The organism is Motiliproteus sp. MSK22-1 (genome assembly GCF_001968815.1).
Lineage (GTDB): Bacteria > Pseudomonadota > Gammaproteobacteria > Pseudomonadales > Balneatricaceae > Motiliproteus.
On the sequence record NZ_MIEQ01000027.1, the window covers coordinates 1 to 17,041 of the forward strand.

Annotated in this window: 11 protein-coding genes; 4 read left to right on the forward strand and 7 right to left on the reverse strand. The window is 51.4% G+C overall.

Going from position 1 to position 17,041, the window contains the following annotated elements; translation table 11 throughout:
* The first annotated feature begins 408 nt into the window (after nt 1-408).
* The 4 genes from BGP75_RS06185 (at nt 409) to BGP75_RS06200 (ending at nt 8,999) form a co-directional block, all read left to right on the forward strand.
* The gene (locus BGP75_RS06185; RefSeq protein ID WP_233152857.1) at nt 409-1,272 is read left to right on the forward strand and encodes a gamma-glutamylcyclotransferase family protein; all 864 of its coding nucleotides are present in this window, start codon (nt 409-411) and stop codon (nt 1,270-1,272) included.
* Between the two features lie 11 nt (nt 1,273-1,283).
* Complete coding sequence (locus BGP75_RS06190; RefSeq protein ID WP_076716649.1) at nt 1,284-2,015, forward strand: hypothetical protein; 732 nt, start codon at nt 1,284-1,286, stop codon at nt 2,013-2,015.
* 12 nt (nt 2,016-2,027) lie between these two features.
* Nucleotides 2,028-7,145, forward strand: coding sequence for a diguanylate cyclase (locus tag BGP75_RS06195; RefSeq protein ID WP_233152858.1), 5,118 nt, complete (start codon nt 2,028-2,030; stop codon nt 7,143-7,145).
* 96 nt (nt 7,146-7,241) lie between these two features.
* A complete protein-coding gene (locus BGP75_RS06200) occupies nt 7,242-8,999 on the forward strand; it encodes a hypothetical protein (protein WP_076716654.1) in 1,758 nt (585 codons plus the stop codon).
* A gap of 166 nt (nt 9,000-9,165) precedes the next feature.
* Here the strand turns inward: BGP75_RS06200 and BGP75_RS06205 are convergent, their stop codons facing one another.
* From BGP75_RS06205 to BGP75_RS06235, 7 genes are all read right to left on the reverse strand, one after another.
* Nucleotides 9,166-10,581, reverse strand: a complete 1,416-nt coding sequence (locus BGP75_RS06205) for an FAD-dependent oxidoreductase (RefSeq protein WP_076716657.1) — start codon at nt 10,579-10,581, stop codon at nt 9,166-9,168.
* A 96-nt stretch (nt 10,582-10,677) separates the two neighbouring features.
* Entirely contained in the window at nt 10,678-11,199 is a 522-nt protein-coding gene (locus tag BGP75_RS06210; protein ID WP_076716659.1) for a ferritin family protein, read from the reverse strand.
* A gap of 134 nt (nt 11,200-11,333) precedes the next feature.
* On the reverse strand, nt 11,334-12,173 hold the full coding sequence (locus BGP75_RS06215) for a DmsC/YnfH family molybdoenzyme membrane anchor subunit (RefSeq protein ID WP_076716661.1): 840 nt from the start codon (nt 12,171-12,173) through the stop codon (nt 11,334-11,336).
* On the reverse strand, nt 12,154-12,819 hold the full coding sequence (locus BGP75_RS06220; RefSeq protein WP_076716664.1) for a 4Fe-4S dicluster domain-containing protein: 666 nt from the start codon (nt 12,817-12,819) through the stop codon (nt 12,154-12,156). The genes BGP75_RS06215 and BGP75_RS06220 overlap by 20 nt, the downstream gene beginning before the upstream one ends.
* Nucleotides 12,816-15,563: a molybdopterin-dependent oxidoreductase gene (locus BGP75_RS06225; protein ID WP_076716666.1), complete on the reverse strand. Its 2,748-nt coding sequence runs from the start codon at nt 15,561-15,563 to the stop codon at nt 12,816-12,818. The genes BGP75_RS06220 and BGP75_RS06225 overlap by 4 nt, the downstream gene beginning before the upstream one ends.
* A 41-nt stretch (nt 15,564-15,604) precedes the next feature.
* Nucleotides 15,605-16,423, reverse strand: coding sequence for a formate dehydrogenase accessory sulfurtransferase FdhD (fdhD, locus tag BGP75_RS06230; protein ID WP_076716669.1), 819 nt, complete (start codon nt 16,421-16,423; stop codon nt 15,605-15,607).
* A gap of 351 nt (nt 16,424-16,774) precedes the next feature.
* Nucleotides 16,775-17,041, reverse strand: coding sequence for an RnfH family protein (locus BGP75_RS06235; RefSeq protein ID WP_233152859.1), 267 nt, complete (start codon nt 17,039-17,041; stop codon nt 16,775-16,777).

Sequence of the window (17,041 nt, forward strand, 5' to 3'; positions counted from 1 at the left end):
ACAATTTCAGCTATTTGCTTTCGCGTCTGGCCCTGTCCAAAGAGCCGAATAGCCAAGTCTCGATTGTGTTGTTGTATTTCAGAAGATAGCTTGCGGGCATCAGTTTTATTCATACCCGGCAGTGTACCATAATTCGTCTATTTGTACGCCGGGTTAATAATATATGTGCTGACTTTATCAGATCATAAGTGTGTCAGTGATCAATGCTTTGCTGGAAAGTAAGTTTGTTTGCTGTAAATCTTCTATGTGAAAACCTTTGTTGATCCATAGAAACCATCGATGCGGTCATTCTTATAGCAGCTCTGACCGCTGTATGTTGCGCTGGATTAAATGTACGCCAATATATTGATTTCGAGTATTAACCCTGTATTGTTGGCTTAGTCAGCTAGCTGGAGCCTTCCGGGTTTTGTGCTGGTTTGTGCGAGTTCCCGCTATACGGTGGTTGATAACGACATGTTTCGCTATTTTGGTTTTGGCTCTAACATGAACATAACCTCACTGCGGGCCAAGGGTGTTGAACCCATGGCGTCGCGGCGGGCGGTGTTGCACGATTGGCGTTTGCGTTTCAATGTGCAGCATTTCTTCCGTCACGAGGGTGGCGTCGGCAACATTGAACCTTATGCGGGAGCTGGTGAGCGGGTGCTTGGAGTGCTCTACGATTGTCCTGACGAGGCGCTTGCATCGCTGGACGCAGCAGAGGCATTTGGTCATGGCTACGATCGTATTACCGTTGAGGTTGAAGTAGAGTCTGAAGTGGATGGAGTCGCGAACATTGAGCGGGTCCCTGCACTGACCTATGTGGGTATGCCGGAATTTATCGACAATGGTTGTCTGCCGAGTCGCCGCTATCTCAACCTATTGATCAATGGTGCCCGACAGGCTGGGCTTGCATCAGACTATGTGCAGAGACTTATCGCGCAGCCGGTTCACCAGCCTGAAGACTACTCAACGTTCACATCACCACCGGGTGATAGTCCTTTGTTCGATGCTGATTTATTGGCTCAGTACCCGTTGTACACGGCGCTCTATGGTGCAGTTTTTGACATGTCAGAGGCACGACCCCTGCATGAATACCTGAAGAGCTTCTTTGGTGGGCGCGACATGACCCTGTTCCATCTGAAACGACTGGATAGCAGTGACGGCAGGGAATCTATGGACGATATACGACACGGACGCCTCAACGAGGCTCAACAGTGCTACCTCAATAGCTATCTCAATGAGTATGCTAGGGAGTATCGCTACATAGGCCGTATCCACTACAACCAAGAATAATAGAGTGAAGAATGAAGAGTACAGAAATCGATCAGTTTCCCCCAGCACTCGCCCATGGTGTTATCCAGGAAGTATTTCCTGACGTCTTTTTTGTCACTGGTGCAATGGAGACTGTTCTTCAGGGCATGGATTGGGAATTCAGCCGTAATATGACGGTAGTGCGTGACGGTGAACGTTTGATTGTTATCAACAGTGTACGTCTGAACGAACAGGGCCTGGCTGAGCTTGACCGCCTTGGCCGGGTGACTGATGTGATTCGCCTTGGTGCTCTTCATGGGCGTGACGATCCTTTCTACGTCGAACATTACGGAGCCAGGTACTGGACAATGGCTGATGGTGAGCCGGACACTACTCTGAAGGCGACCTGTACGCTTACTCCAAACGGTTCATTACCTATTTCCGATGCTTCCTTATTTGAATTCCGCACCACCGGGATGCCTGAGGGTATCCTGCGGCTTGATCGCGCTGGTGGTATTCTCATTGCCTGTGATGCACTACAAAACTGGATTGCTCCGGACCAATATTTTTCTGATGATTCACGAGAGTTGATGAAAAAGATGGAATTCTTCACTCCGGCAAATGTCGGTCCAGTCTGGCTTCAGGCCGCTGCTCCTGCAGCAGATGACTTTTCCCGCCTTAAAGGACAGTCGTTCAAGCACGCTCTGTGTGGTCACGGTGAACCTTTGCGGGATACGGCGTATCAAGATTATGTTGCTACCTTCAACCGCTTATTCGGTATCTAAAGCGTCAGATCTGTGAGCAGAAACGTGGATGGAACGGGCTTGCTGTTGCCCGGCTATAAGATCGATTCGGTTCTATGGCGGGCCGGTGGACGTATAGTTTATTGTGCCCGCTGTCTGGCCGATGGAGCCGTTGTTGCGATAGAGACTCTGGATGCCGAATACCCGGACCGCCAGCAGGTTGCGGTCATCCGTCGTGAAGGGGTTATTGCCCAGCGATTGGCAGAGGTGGACGGGGTGCGCAAGGTGTACGCTCTGTTGCCTCATGGCAGCGGCAATCTGGCGCTGGTTGGTGAGCTGTACCAAAGTTCCCTTGAAACCTATCTGGCCCAGTCGCCAGGGGAGCGGCTGCCTGTGTCCGAGTTGCTGGATATCGCTCTGCAACTCGCCCATACCCTGGGAGGAATGCATTCCCATGACATCGTACACAAAGCGCTGACACCGGAAAATATACTCTTTGATCCCTCCAGCGGGACGATAGCTTTGTCAGGTTTTGGCATCGCCTCCGAACTGGATCAGGAGCTGCAGGCGGTGCAGATGTCGGGTCATCTGGAGGGACCGTTACCTTACATTTCGCCGGAGCAGACAGGGCGTATGAACCGGGATCTGGACTATCGGTCTGACTATTATTCCCTTGGTGTTTTACTGTTTGAGCTGATGACGGGCAAACTGCCATTCCAGGCTGATAATTTGCTGGAATGGGTTCACAGCCATATCAGTCGTTTGCCGTCCGCACCGCACGAGATTGTGCCAGAGGTGCCTGAGGCCGTATCAGCGATTATTCTCAAACTGTTGGCCAAGAGTCCTGAAGCCCGTTATCAAAGTGCAGAAGGGTTGATGCATGACCTGGTCCGCTGTGCCGATATCCTGGCCGCAGGTCAGGTTCTGGAACCTTTTGATCTCGGTGAGAAAGATGTCGTACAGAAGTTTCTGGTGCCGCAAGCATTATATGGTCGCGAACCTGAGCTTCAGGAGTTATTCGGATTGTTCGAAGCGGCAGTGGCTGGGCGCAACGAGTTCTGCCTGGTTCACGGCTACTCCGGAGTTGGTAAATCGGCTCTGGTCAATGAGATTGATCGCCCTTTGGTTCGAGAGCGGGGTTTTCTGGTCCAGGGTAAGTTCGATCAGTTCCAGAACAGCGAATCATACACCGCTCTCTCTGCTGCTTTTCGTGGGTTGGTCCAGCAGGTCCTGGCTGAACCTGAGGAATGCCTGGCTGAATGGCGTCAGCGATTGCTTGATGCGTTGTCACCCAATGCGCGCCTGGTGATGGATTTGGTACCTGAGCTGGAACTGGTCATTGGTCATCAGCCCGCCGTACCGGAATTGCCGCCAGCAGAGGTGCGTAACCGTTTACATATCGTGCTTACCGCATTTCTTCGGGTCTTTGCAGGGGAAGGGCACCCAGTGGTGTTATTTCTCGACGATCTGCAATGGAGCGATGCACCCACTCTGGAGCTGTTACGTCGTTTAGTGACTTCACGAGAGCTAAGCCATCTGTTACTGATTGGTGCCTATCGAAGTAATGAGGTGGGCGCTGGACATCCTCTACGGCTGTTACTTGATAACCTGCAGTCCCGCAAGAACATTCGCCAGCTTCCTCTGGGTCTGTTAGATCGGAACTCAGTGGCGCATCTGGTGGCCGATGCATTGTGCCGTGAGCCGGATGAGACACGCCTTCTGAGTGATATGCTCTATGAAAAGGCGCAGGGCAATCCCTTCTTTACAAACGAGCTATTGCGACAACTTCACAAGGAAGGAGCCCTCTCCCCTGATCCGGTCAGCGGAAAATGGAACTGGGATCTGGATGCTGTCCGTTGGTCCAGTGTGAGCAATGATGTCGTCAAGTTCATGGTGGATAATCTGCGGTGCCTGCAGCCAGCAACACAGGGCGTCCTGCAATTGGCTGCCTGTATTGGTGGCACTTTTGATTTGCACACACTATCAGTGATTTACGAGCGTCCTGTCGCTAAAACCGCCGCTGCTCTGTTGCCGGCGCTGAAACAACACATTGTGCTTCCCTTGCACAGTGACTATCGTTTGGTAGGTGAAGGACCAGAAGGAGAACATGCTGTCGCAGAGAGTACTGAATCGTTGGAGTTCAACCCGACTTATCGATTCCAGCATGATCGTGTACAACAAGCTGCTTATGCTCTGATTGATGTGCGGCGATTGCGAGAAGTGCATCTTTCCGTGGGTCGTCTTATGCTTCAGCACACCGGCGATCAGGTACCCGAAGAACGTCTCATCGATATTGTTGGTCACCTCAACGAAGGCCGCTGTCTGATCGAGTCTACTGCTGAGCAACTTTATCTTGCTGAACTGAACCTGCGTGCAGGGATTCGAGCCAGGCATTCTTCAGCCTACGACGAGGCACTGAAGTATCTGAAAGTGGCGGCAGAACTATTGCCTGCTGATTCCTGGACGGAGGTGCCCGAGCTGATGCAGGCGCTGGCAGTGGAGACTCAGCAATGTGCTTATCTCACGGGTAACACCGAAGAGGCTGACAGCTGGATTGAAGTAATATTGACGCATGTCCACTCGGACCTGGAACGCAGCGATATTCTTGCTACCCGTACCCGTCAGTACGCAACCCTTGGGCGTATGGAGGAGTCCATTCTCTCTGCTATTCAGGGATTGGCGCTTTTGGGGGTTAAGCTTACCGATCGGCCGGGAGATGCAGAGATTGCCGAGGAACGACGGCTGGTCAAGGAAAATCTCGGTGAGCGCCGTATCTCAGAACTGGTAGCTGCACCCTTGGTGCAAGATCCTGCCACCCTGACAGCCATGCGGCTGCTGATGGAAATCTTTCCTGCTGCCTTTCTGTCCGGCAGCGGGAAACTGTTTCCGTATCTGGTACTAAAGGCGGTTAACCTTTCGCTACGCCATGGTAATTGCCCTGAATCTGCTTTTGCCTACGCGGCTTACGGCATGCTGTTGTGCGGTGAGTTTGATGAGCCAGCAGTTGGTTATCAGTATGGTCAGGTTGGTCTGGAGATTAATGAACGTCTTGACGATCTTACTCTGCGTGCACGTGTGATCTATGTGTATGCCATGTTTGTCCATCACTGGAGTTGCCATTGGTCGAGTTTGACACCCTGGTTCCGCAAAGGCATTGAAGCAGGCTACCAGTCGGGGGATCTGCTTTATCTCGCTTATAGTGCCCAGGACTGCGTGATCTGGGATCCGACGCTGGACCTGGAAACAGCCTATCGACAGCACGCCGAGAACCTGGAAATCGTGCGTGACTGTGCTTATCAGGACTCCCTGGACTCAGGCACGCTGTTTCTGCAATTACAGCGTAATCTGCTTGGCCTTACAGATGCCCCTTGCTCCTTGAGTGATGATGATTTCAATGAAGAGCAGTGTCTTGCAGGCATGCGTCAGCGGCAGTTTATGACCGGGGTTGCCAACTACCATATCTACAGCGCTGAAATCTGCCTACTCTATGGAGACTACAACAAGGCTCTCAGCCATGTGCGAGCTCAGGATGGGCTAATCAAGTCGGCCATGTCATTACCCCAGTTGGTCCGCTTCTATGGTGTCGCCTTTCTTACGCTGGCGACTCATTATCCGGATATGGAGGCTGATGAGCAGGCGCTGACGCTCCTACGGCTACAGGCTGATCTTGAGCGGATGACGCGCTGGGCTGACAATTGTGAAGAGAACTTTCGCCATCTGCAGTACTTGATGGAGGCTGAACTGGAGCGGCTTTATGGCCGTTCAGAGGCTGCACTGAAACGTTATGACGCTGCCATCGACACGGCACGGGAAAGCGGCTTTCTGAGGGACGAGGCGACCGCCTGCGAGCGTGCCGCACGGCACCTGTTAGCGCTTGGTCAGAGAAGATCTGCAGAAGGTTACCTGCGCGGCGCGCACCGCATTTACGACCGTTGGGGGGCTCACCGAAAGGTGACTCTGTTAGAGCAGGAGTTCTCTGTACTGCAGGAACTGGTTGCCGGTGTTAATGTTTGTGACACGCGGGTAGAGCTTGGCGATTTGGATCTGGCCTCAGTCATGAAAGCCTCAAGGGAAATTTCCGGAGAAATTGTCCTGGACCAGTTGCTTAAGACCACCATGGGCATATTGTTGGAAAATGCCGGTGGTCAGTGGGGATGTCTGGTGGTTCGGCGTGACGGGAATCTGGTTGTGGAGGCGGCTAAGCTTCCGGCAGAGGGGTTGTCGACGGAACACTTAGCGGTTCATTCGTTGGTACCGACTGCTGACGGAGAGAAGGTTCCGTTGCCGGTAACACTGATCAGTCAGGTACTTCACAGTGAGGAAGCTGTCGTACTACATGACGCAACAGCTGAGGGGCCGTTTGTACAGGATCCATATATACTCCAATTCTGCCCTGCATCGGTATTCTGTGTGCCAATCTGCAGAGAGCGTTTCGAAGGTGCCCTGTATATAGAGAACAATTTAGCCAGTGGTGTTTTCACCGGTGAAAGGGTGGAGATCATTCGTCTTTTGGCGGCTCAGGCGTCTGTTGCGATAGAAAATGCGCGTCTCTACGAGCAGGTGCAGGATTACTCCCGCACTTTGGAGGATAAGGTAGCCGAACGGACAGACCGTTTGGAACAACTCAACCAGAATCTGCAAAGGCTTGCCGATTGTGATGGCCTGACCGGTGTTGCCAACCGACGTAGGGGGGATATCTATCTGGCGGAGATGTGGGCGCGGTTGCGCAGGAGCAGGGAGTCGCTTTCCGTCATTATGCTTGATGTAGACCACTTTAAGGCTTTCAATGACAACTACGGGCATCAAGCCGGTGATGATTGTTTGGTGGCGGTAGCTGAAACAGTGAGAAACCAGCTATTGCGCCCTGCCGATCTGGTTGCCCGCTACGGTGGGGAGGAATTTATCATAGTGCTGCCCGATACTGATCACAACGGTGCAGCTCTGGTTGCTGAGAAAGTCCGACGGGCGGTGGAAGCTCTGGCAATAGTACATGCAAGCTCCTCGGTGGGTACGGTGGTTACTGTGAGTGGTGGCACCGCCAGCAAAGTGCCGAAGGGCGAAGGGGGCGTGGAGCATCTGCTTCGTGAGGCGGATATTGCCCTTTATCGGGCTAAGCAGATGGGGCGTAACCAGATACATTCGGCCCCGCGATTTCAACATGACCGTAAATAATATCTGGTAACAGAAAACACATGGCAACAGTAAGAAAAGGCTCTCAGTGACTCCGTTGCAAGGAGTGAGAGGGCTTAACCAACTCAGGAGGAGTAGATGACTAGATCAAATTGGAACACTCAACCGGCTACCGGTGAATGGAACACTGCAACCAACTGGACCCCGCCTGAAGTGCCTTCGGGCAAGGCGACTTTTACCCGTTCATCCCAGACTTCGATCAGCTTTTCAGCGACAGCTGAGGCGACGGTGGCCAACATCGAGTTTGCTGAAGATGCATCGGCTTACACCTTTGTATTTGGCCCTTCTAATACACCCTCTTTGACGATCTCCGGTGAGGGAGTTATTAATCATTCTTATAGTCAACAGAGTTTTATCGTGGCTGCTACCAGCAGTGGCTATACAGACCCCCAGCTGAAGTTTACGAACTCAGCGACAGCGGGTGGAGACAATGTGTTTTATTGTGCAGGTCCTACGACGGAACAGGGTTCTGGTGGAGGTGTTATCTGTTTTTGCGATCATTCAACCGCCGGTTCGGCTTCATTCAAAGTGTGGACAGGGGCAGGGGCTCCCCCGGAGCACAGCACTGTTGGTGGCGAGGTAAGCTTCTGTAACGAATCATCGGCAGGAACCGCCAGTTTTACTATTTATGGCACTCTTGGTACCGATGGTGACACCTTCGGTAATGTGGTCTTTCACAATACCGCGACAGCTGATAACGCCGCTTTCACTAATATCGGTGGAACGGTTTCTGGCGGTGATGGGGGTAATACGCAGTTTTACGGTGATTCGACCGCTGCCTATGGTCTGTTTAACAACCGGGGAGGGACCTGTAACAAGGCCAATGGTGGTGATGTGGCATTTGACGCCACTGCTAATGGTGGTCATGGTCATTTCTATAACCACGCTGCCAAGGCAGCGGGTGCATATGGTGGTGTCACCAGCTTCAATAACAATCCCCCGAGTATGACGCTGCAGGGAGCATCCGCAGGACATGGCTCTTACTTCAACTACGGTGCGCGTGAGGGCGAAGAGGGAGGAGGAGGTCATATTGAATTTAGCGCAAAATATGGCTCACCAACCGCAGCCAACGGTTGTTTCGTTAACTATGGCAGTGCTATTGAAAGCAAATCGAGTGCTGGCCATACGATCTTCTCGATAAACCTTCCAACTGATTACTATCCAACCGCTGGTAACGCTGCTTTCTGGAATCATCCGGGGGTAACGGAAGGGGCCGCTGCAGGTTACACCGAATTCTCGGTCTACAGTAATGAAAGCCAAGCAGACAGCAGTGGCGCCAGTGGAAGCACTGGAGGTAGCAATGTACCTACAGCGGGTGAGGGGACATTTTTCAATCTTGGCGGCTACAGTCCGAAAGCAACCGGTGGCTATACCGTATTTTCAGGAACCTCAAGTGCGGGAAGTGCCACCTTGATCGCCTATGGCGGAAGCAATGGCGGCTATGGCGGCAGAATCGTATTTTATGGAGAGTCTTCTGGTGGTGCAGCCAACGTTCAGCTGTTCGGTAACGGTGAGCTGGATATCAGTGATCACACCGGTGGGGTAACCATTGGTGCACTCGAAATGACAGGTGGCGTTATCGTGACTCAGCTTGGTAATAGCGTAACCCGGCTGACGGTATCCGGAGAGCTGACTCTCAAGTCAACGGATGTGAGCTTCTCCTTCTGGACAAGTGATTCAGCAGGGTTTGAGTTCAATAGGGCCTATACGATTCTCTCTACTTCCAACCTTTCCGGGTTATCTGCTGGTCATTTCAGTGGCAATAGTCTTGAGGGTGTAGAGCCGACTTTTTCCATTGTCGGCGATGATCTCCAGGTTACTTTTGTAAAGTCGTGATCTGAGATATAAGTCGCCTTAGACTGGCAGAAGCTGCTCAGTAGTTCAGGGGACGCAGCTTCTTGCCTGGAAGTCGATTCACTCTGCCAGAACTTATCGCTGCCCGAGTCCATCTCTGGCAGTGTGGATAATAAAATTTGTCAAGCTGCTGATATCAACCTCTGTTTCAGCTCCATTGTGCTGGATTGATTGTTGCCAGCATCTGTTCAACAGTGGTGATTTTCTCGCGCGGTTTTCCTTTGCGGTCTCCGTGGCTGAGTTCTTCTTGATCAATTTTTTTCCAGTCTTCAAACTGAACGAAGCGAATGTCTTTGCTGGTCAGCCACTGTTCCGTTGTTTGTTTTGTGGTGGGGCTTTTGTCGGTTATTTTTTTCTGGGAAAGATCTTCAAACAGGCATTCGAGTGTAGCGAGAGAATCTGGTTTATTGGTGCCAATAACACCATTTGCACCGCGTTTGGCCCAACCGACAACATAGCGATTGGGGATGATCTGCCGGGTATCCCGGTCAATAAGGCGGCCATCCCTGTTGGCGATTACGCCTTTTCTTTCGTCTATCTGTATACCTTCCAGGGGTTTAACCTGATAACCAATGGAGTTGAACACCAGATCCGCTTTATGAATTTCACCTGCATCTCCTGGACTGATCTTAAGATCTCCACAGTCATTCTCAAATAGTTCGTTCCTGGCCAGTCTTATACCCTGGACAACACCATTTTTGCCGATGATTTCTGTTGGAGAATGACGGAATATGAAGCGAATAGTTTTCTTGTTCGGGACCGGCTGGTTATCCACAATCCTATTAAGAAACTCCATATTTCGCAGTATACGTTTGTCTTCGGTCTTCTCCAGCAATGTCTGGCTAACGGCTTCCAGCTTAAGTTCTGCGGGATCGACACAGATCGTTGCGTTCTCAAGGGTTGGAAACTTGCGCACACCAACCGGTGTAAAAGCGGCTTGTAAAGGGCCTCTGCGGGCTACTATTTCAATTTCCTCCAGCTGGCTTTGACTGAGCGCCTGTACTGCGTAATCCGCCAGATCTGTTTTGGCCATTTCCGCTGGGCTTAAGGCCAGTATCCGAGCGATATCGGTCGCGACATTTCCCATACCGATAATAACTGCCCGCTTGCCACTGAGATCAATCGGGTAGTCGCGAAAGTCCGGGTGGCCGTTATACCAGCCGACAAATGCAGTGGCAGAATGGCAGCCTTTTAGCTCTTCACCTTTGATGCACATGGCGCGATCACTTTGTGCACCAATGGCAAAAATGATCAGATCAAAGCGGGCCTCAAGCTCATCAACGGAAATGTCTTGACCGATATCTACATTTCCCCAAAAGCAAAAATTAGGCAGATGGGCTATCCGATCATAGATACCAGTAATTGATTTGATTGACTGATGATCAGGCGCCACACCTGCCCTGACCAGGCCATAGGGGGTTGGCAGATACTCGAACATATCGACCTCAGCCCATAAGCCTTCTTTTTTCAGCAGACCTTCGGCGGCATAAAATCCGGAAGGACCTGAACCGATAATAGCCGCTTTTAAAGGCCGATCTTTACTACCCAAAGAATAATCAGTCATGCTTAGTTGGGCTCCGTACCATTTTATCGTCAATCGCTGTCTTGATATCTACTCGCTCTGCAAGCCAGAGGCCGAAGGGACTTATTCAGAGGTTCCTTAGCCTGCCAGTGTGCCTTTTTCATATTGTGCGAAGAATCCCTGAGGGTCTTCCAGCATCAGGATACTGTCTTCAATGGCGCGTAAGTGCAGCTCTTCTTCCAGGGCCAATTGTTGATAAAAAGCCTTTTCAAATGGGTCCTGTGCAGATGTTGCTTGCTCTGAATAAAAATGTTCGCCTTTGCGTTCGAATTCTGCGGCCTGTTTTAAGGCGCTCAAGTCATCAGTATCCAGCTTCTGCTGACGGGTAATTTGATTCAAGGCGTCCGTAAAGATACTTTTTCGCTCTGTTTCCATATCCTCTGTAATAGCTGGTGGAGCAGGCCAGTCATTGGATTGTTCCAGGCTATGGTAAATTTCCGAGATACGTTTGATGTGGCCTTTTTCAGACTTTTTCAGGTAGTCAAACATTCGTCTCCCGATTTCGCTGGTGGACTTATTCATGGATGCGGCATAAAAGGCCATACCATCATGCTCCAGTTGCAGCGCTTTTTTTAGTGCTTGCAGGCGGTGGTTGGACATCGTAAACCTCTTGATTTGATGATGCTGATGTAAATTAAAAAAAGCGACGGCCTGGATGGAAGCTCCGTCGCAAATGCCGAAGGGCAGCAATGTCGGTTAATTCAACTTATGTCAGCTTTCGCTGTTAATTCTGGTCAGGGTTGCCCTCTTACCGGAAGATGCTGAAGATCAAAGCCCTGATTAAAGGCCGCCTTGCAGATCAGGATATATTTCATCCAGGCGCCGGAAACGGTTGCCAGTATCCCCGCTACGATGGCTACCGGTGGTATCAGCAGTGCAACTAACAATAATAATGCGGGTAGCAAATGACCGATCAGAAGAAACTTTTTATGGATGGACTCCAAACATTTCTGACTTCCGAGTGGAGCACAGGCTTGCGTTAATCCGTCACGATATCGTTGCCAGGCCACTAGCCGAAGACCCAGTAGCACAAAGAGTACGACCCAACTCCAGGGCTGAGATTCGTCGACCAGCGGCAGCAGCAGAAGTAACAGACCGCAGCCCTCTGTCAGCCCGGTAATTACCACCAACTGTGCGCAACGAGGGTGCCGCCAGGCCGGGATCCCTTTATCTGCCTGCAAAATTCGTGATTGGCTATAAAGGAACAGTAACGCTAACAGGGCTGTGGGCCAAACCAATAAAGGTTCAAAGAACCAGGTGATAGCGCCGACTATAAACAACAAGGGGGCTACCCAGGCCTCCCTGGACATCCAGGAAGTGGAAAAGTGCTTAAATACGTTTAATGCGCGCCAGGGACGGCCAATCTCCAGCCATACACAGAAAAGCCCCGTGCCGACCAGTGCCAATCCAATCAGCATCATCGGTAAGCTGTCATAGCCCAGTGGGCTCATAAGGGCAGACCAGAGGATCAAACCTGAGCCGACTCCACCTCCGATAAAATTACCAGCTGCACGCCAATCCCAGTTACGCTGTACTCGAGAAGAGATACGTGAGTTAAAGGTCATTGTCTTCATCGGCTTTATCCCATATGTAGTAAACACCGGGGCCTGTGCCCAGTTCTTCGTTCTGGCGAAAACTCTTATTTTCTTTTAGTAGCTTGGATATCTCGCTGTCCGGGTCTTCGATATCGCCAAAAACCATCGCCCCGGAAACGCAGGAATTAACACAAGCGGGGGTCACCTGGTGATCGACGCCAGGGGTTAATCCCGTCTCTTCAGCGAGATCAATGCGATCGATACAGAATGTACATTTGGTAGAGACATTAACGCGGGCCGGATCAAAACTTTGCGCCTCGTGAGCCATCGGTTTATCACCGTAGGCAAACTCTGCCTTATGAACAATAGAGCGGGCTTCGTAAGGGCAGGCCATAACGCAGTTGGCACAACCGATGCAAAGATCGTAATCAATGCTTACCAGGCCGTCATCACGCTTTTTTGTAGCCGTGGTTGGGCAGACTTCTTCGCAGGCAGGCTCATCACAGTGCATACAGGCTACCGGCATAAAACTGCGACGAACATCGGGAAATTCACCGGTTTCTATATCCAGGACTCGACGCCACTGTACGCCGGGAGGCGTCCCATTTTTTTGTTTGCAGGCGGCTGTACAGGTCTGGCAACCTACGCAGCGACGTAAATCTACCGCCATGGCATAACGAGTCATAGGGATTCTCCTTTTACCTTACTGATGGCTACCCGTACGATGTCTGCACCCGAACCTGTTGCATCGGTCAACTCTAGAGACATGGGGGCGATAGTGTTTAAGCTGGGCATTTCCAGACCCTTGGCGTAGGGGGTAGCCCAATGATCGAACTGACCGACAATCACCAGGGTATCCGGGCGAACACCCTGGATCAGCTCTGCGCGTCCATAGGTGACACCGATATGGGAACGAATCGCTACCCGGTCACCGTGGCCGATACCCAAACGAGCGGCGCTGGTGGTATTCATGATGACGCCGGTGTGGCCACGGACGTTCTGTGAAACTTCCTGCATCAGCTGAATACCGACGTTTCCTCCGGTGTGATACTGCATACTCTTGGTGGCAAGCAGCCAGAAGGGATAGTCCTCCGGGTCAGCGCCGTCGTTGATCAGAGCCGTTTCCCAGCGGCCGGGAATGTCGTGCCAGACCGGTAATGCGGCATATTCTGAGAGTTGCTCATCCCACCAGGCGATATCTTTTTCATGAAGCCGGTTACCCAACTCCTTTCCTATTCTCAGCAAGCGTTCCTGATAAGGCATTTCAAAGCGTAATCCCTGTTCCGCCATGGTCGGGTAGAGATACCAGAGCTTTTGGGACATCGGTGTCAGATAGAGGCCGTTTTCCTTGAACCAATCAAGGTCTTTAACCTCTTTGTTGTCACTCAGTTTGGCGCTGGCTGATTTACATATGGCGTCCCAGATCTGTTCGGGTGGATGAGGGGTTTTGGTATCCAGGGTAAAGTCGTAGCCTTCTCCCTTCAGGGGCGAAACACCACCAGCTCCGCGATTAATGGCGTTGTTATATTTTTCCAGCAACCCGGTGCGCTTGGCCAGTTCTGTGGAGATCCAGGTAAAGTCCTTTGCCTCCCCCTGAGGTTCAACAACTTTCTGGCGCAGTATCGCGCCCTTATGTTTCCAGAATTGTTCAACAAATTTGGTGCCGCCGACGGGGATCAGTTGGGTGGACTCCAGGTCGGTCGCTTCAGGTAATAGCAAGTCTGCCATCCAGTTGGTTTCGTCAAGGGTATAGGCAAAACTCACGGTATAGGGGAAGTCCGCAATGGACTCGACCAGACTGTGAGTGTCCCAGAATGAAATTGCCGGGTTGGAGCGGAATATCAGCCAGATATCCGGTTTGGTGGGTACTGGCATATTCCAGCCTTCCGGCCGTTCCTTTTGAAACATCCAGGCCAGTTGGGTCGGTCCTAACGCTTGGCTCCAGGCTGAACTGCCGACAATCGGAACCAGCGTCGTATGGGCATTGCGGCCAGAGGGTTCAGCGACCCAGTTCTCTTTATCGGTGGCATTTAATTTTTGCGCCATAAAACCATCAACACCAGGCTTTACGCTGAGATGGCGATCTTCATGAGGACGATTCAGTCGCACGGTTGTACCCAGCGTTCCCCCGGGAACTTCCAATGCGCCTACGAGTACGGCCATAAGGGTACGAGCCCAGCAGCACTCGTAGGCTCCCCAGCCGTTGTTGACTGATTTTCCCAGAGTGACAGCAACCGGGCGAAATGGCATCTCAACGCCATCAATATCGATGGTTTCACCTATGCAGGCGTTATCCAAAAATTCAGAGGCGATACGGCGGATAGTTTCGGCTGGTATATCACAGATATCAGCCGCCCATTCCGGTGTATATTGCGCAACATGCTCGACCAGCTTATTGAATCCGGTTGCTGCCTCAATATCCTGCATTTCGTGGCGTTGCTCGTCGGCATCGACACTGATGGCTCGCTTGACTTTGAAAGCGCCTTCCAGAGCAAGCTCGGCTCCGCTTGTGTCAAAGGGGACAGCTGCCTGACTGCTGAGGTCCCACACTAAGGGTTTCGCTGACTCCGGGTCTCGCAGGTAGAGGCCATCAGGTCCTACCAGATAGGGGGAAGCCGTGCGGTCTCGCAGGAAGGCAAGGTCCAGTTGCTGACGATCATGTTCGTGAAGCATGCAGTGGATCAGGGCAAACATAAAGGCCGCATCTGTTTTTGGTCGGATAGGAACCCATTCTGCAGAACAGGCTCCGGTGACGGACTGATGAGGTTCTACCTGAATGCGCTTGTATCCTCGTACACGGGCATCGGCATGACGAGCGATTGCACTGGGTCCTCCCGTGGCATCCACATTGGTACCGATGGAGAGTACAAACCTTGTGTTCGGGGTGTCTGCTGCAACAGTAAAAGCACGGTGCCAGAATTCACCATAGAGGTGTTCCGAGTGAACGCACTTAACTCCTTGTCCTGAGCCAAAACTGAAATCAATCGGTCCCCAGGATGCTAAAAACGCGGGGAAGGTTCCCATGTAGTTAGCCGGGGTACCTCCATGACCAAACGTTGCGGCCATGCGTGGTAAGCCAGATTCGTCCACCAGTCCTTTGTCTCGAATACCGTTGAGTTTGTCACTCAATAAGGTCAACGCTTCTTCCCAGGATATGGGTTCAAATCCTGGGTCTTCTTTCATCCCTTTTTTCGGGTTGGTGCGCTTCATCGGCTGCAGAATGCGATTTGGATTATAGGTTTTTTGTATCAAACCATAGGCCTTCACACAGGGGCGGCCATTGCCGGGGTGTGCTTCGCAGGCATCAAAGTTAGGAGTGACTTCGGAGGCTACACCGTCGGTAACTTTTACTGCCATGGGGTCGGGACCGGCAACGCAGTTGTAGCAATAGGTGGGTATTGTCTTGGTCTGGTCGCTAGAGCTCTTCATCTGTGCTTCCTTTGTGCAATCGTTAAACTATCCACAGGGGATTAAAAGATACGCTCGGGATGGGCATATACGCAGAGGCTGTCATTACGGGCAAAACCGATCAACGCAACCCCCAGTTCTTCCGCCAGTCGCACGGCCATACCCGTAGGACCCGAGATGGCTGCTATCATGGAGATTCCACAGGCAGCGGCTTTTTGAACTATTTCGTAACTGGCTCGACTGGTCATAATCAACAGACCGTCATTCATCGCATGTCCGCCCTTGGCACAGTGACCTATCAGCTTATCAAGGGCATTGTGGCGTCCAACATCCTCGCGCAGGCAGCGGATTATTCCTTGAGAATCGGACCAGGCAGCGGCGTGGGCTGAGCCGGTTTTATTGAAAAGATGCTGATGAGTCTTTATCCGACTCATGGCGTGCTGAACTGTGGAGCTGGAGATGCGTTGATTATTGTTGACCGGATCAATTGTGCAGGTCAGTTGTGCCAGGCTTTCTTTGCCGCAAAGGCCACAACCAGTGCGTCCTGCCAGGGAACGGCGGTGGGATTTAAGTGCCCAAAAACGGGACTGAGCTATGGTCAGTTCTACCTGGATGCCATCAATCTGCTCGCTTACCTGAACCTCATAGATCTCATCATTACTTTCGACAATACACTCGCTGAGGGAAAAACCTCTGGCAAAGTCTTCCAGGTCCAGCGGGCTGCACATCATGATTGCATGGGACAGACCGTTATACACCAGCGCTACGGGAACCTCTTCGGCGACCCAGTCTTCGGTGCGCTCTGTCTGGCCAGCCAACCAGCGGCTGACGGGGTATTGCCTGATGGCATTATCTGACAGGGTATTCTCTAACCTAAGCACATCCGCCTCCTCTTTATTGTTATGTTGAGGTTGTTGCTATATAGAGGTTATTTTATTGTTCCGGTTTACAGCTTTTAGAGATCGTTATTATTCTAATCTGTTGTCAAAATAATCCGTTTGAGCCGTTTATCAAATCCAGATGAAGAGTAGACTTATAAGCGGTATGGATAATTTAATGATACAGAAAAAATACAAGCCATCAATTATTATGTATCACTTGCGTTCCGCCTGTAGGAATTACAATCAGACCCTCATTGTAAGCCACCAGAGCGTCAGCAAACTTTCCGCCTAGACTCCTTTAATGGAGCGTCAAAGCGATTTGTCAGAAATCACTTGTCGAGCTACTGAAATTCAATTGCTGTCCCGGCGTTTGACTGTTTTCGGATCGACGATAACGGGCGTATAGATTTCAACCCGATCTCCCTGTTTCAGGGGTTGATCCAGTTTGGCCAGCTTGCCAAAGATGCCGGTCTTGTGAGTATTCAGATCGATATTCGGGCAACGCTCCAGTATGCCGGAATTATCAATGGCATCGGCAACGGTGCTGCCCTCGGCCAGCTCCAAATTCAGCCATTGGCGCTGTTGTGGATGTGCATAGACAAGACTGATGTTCATCAT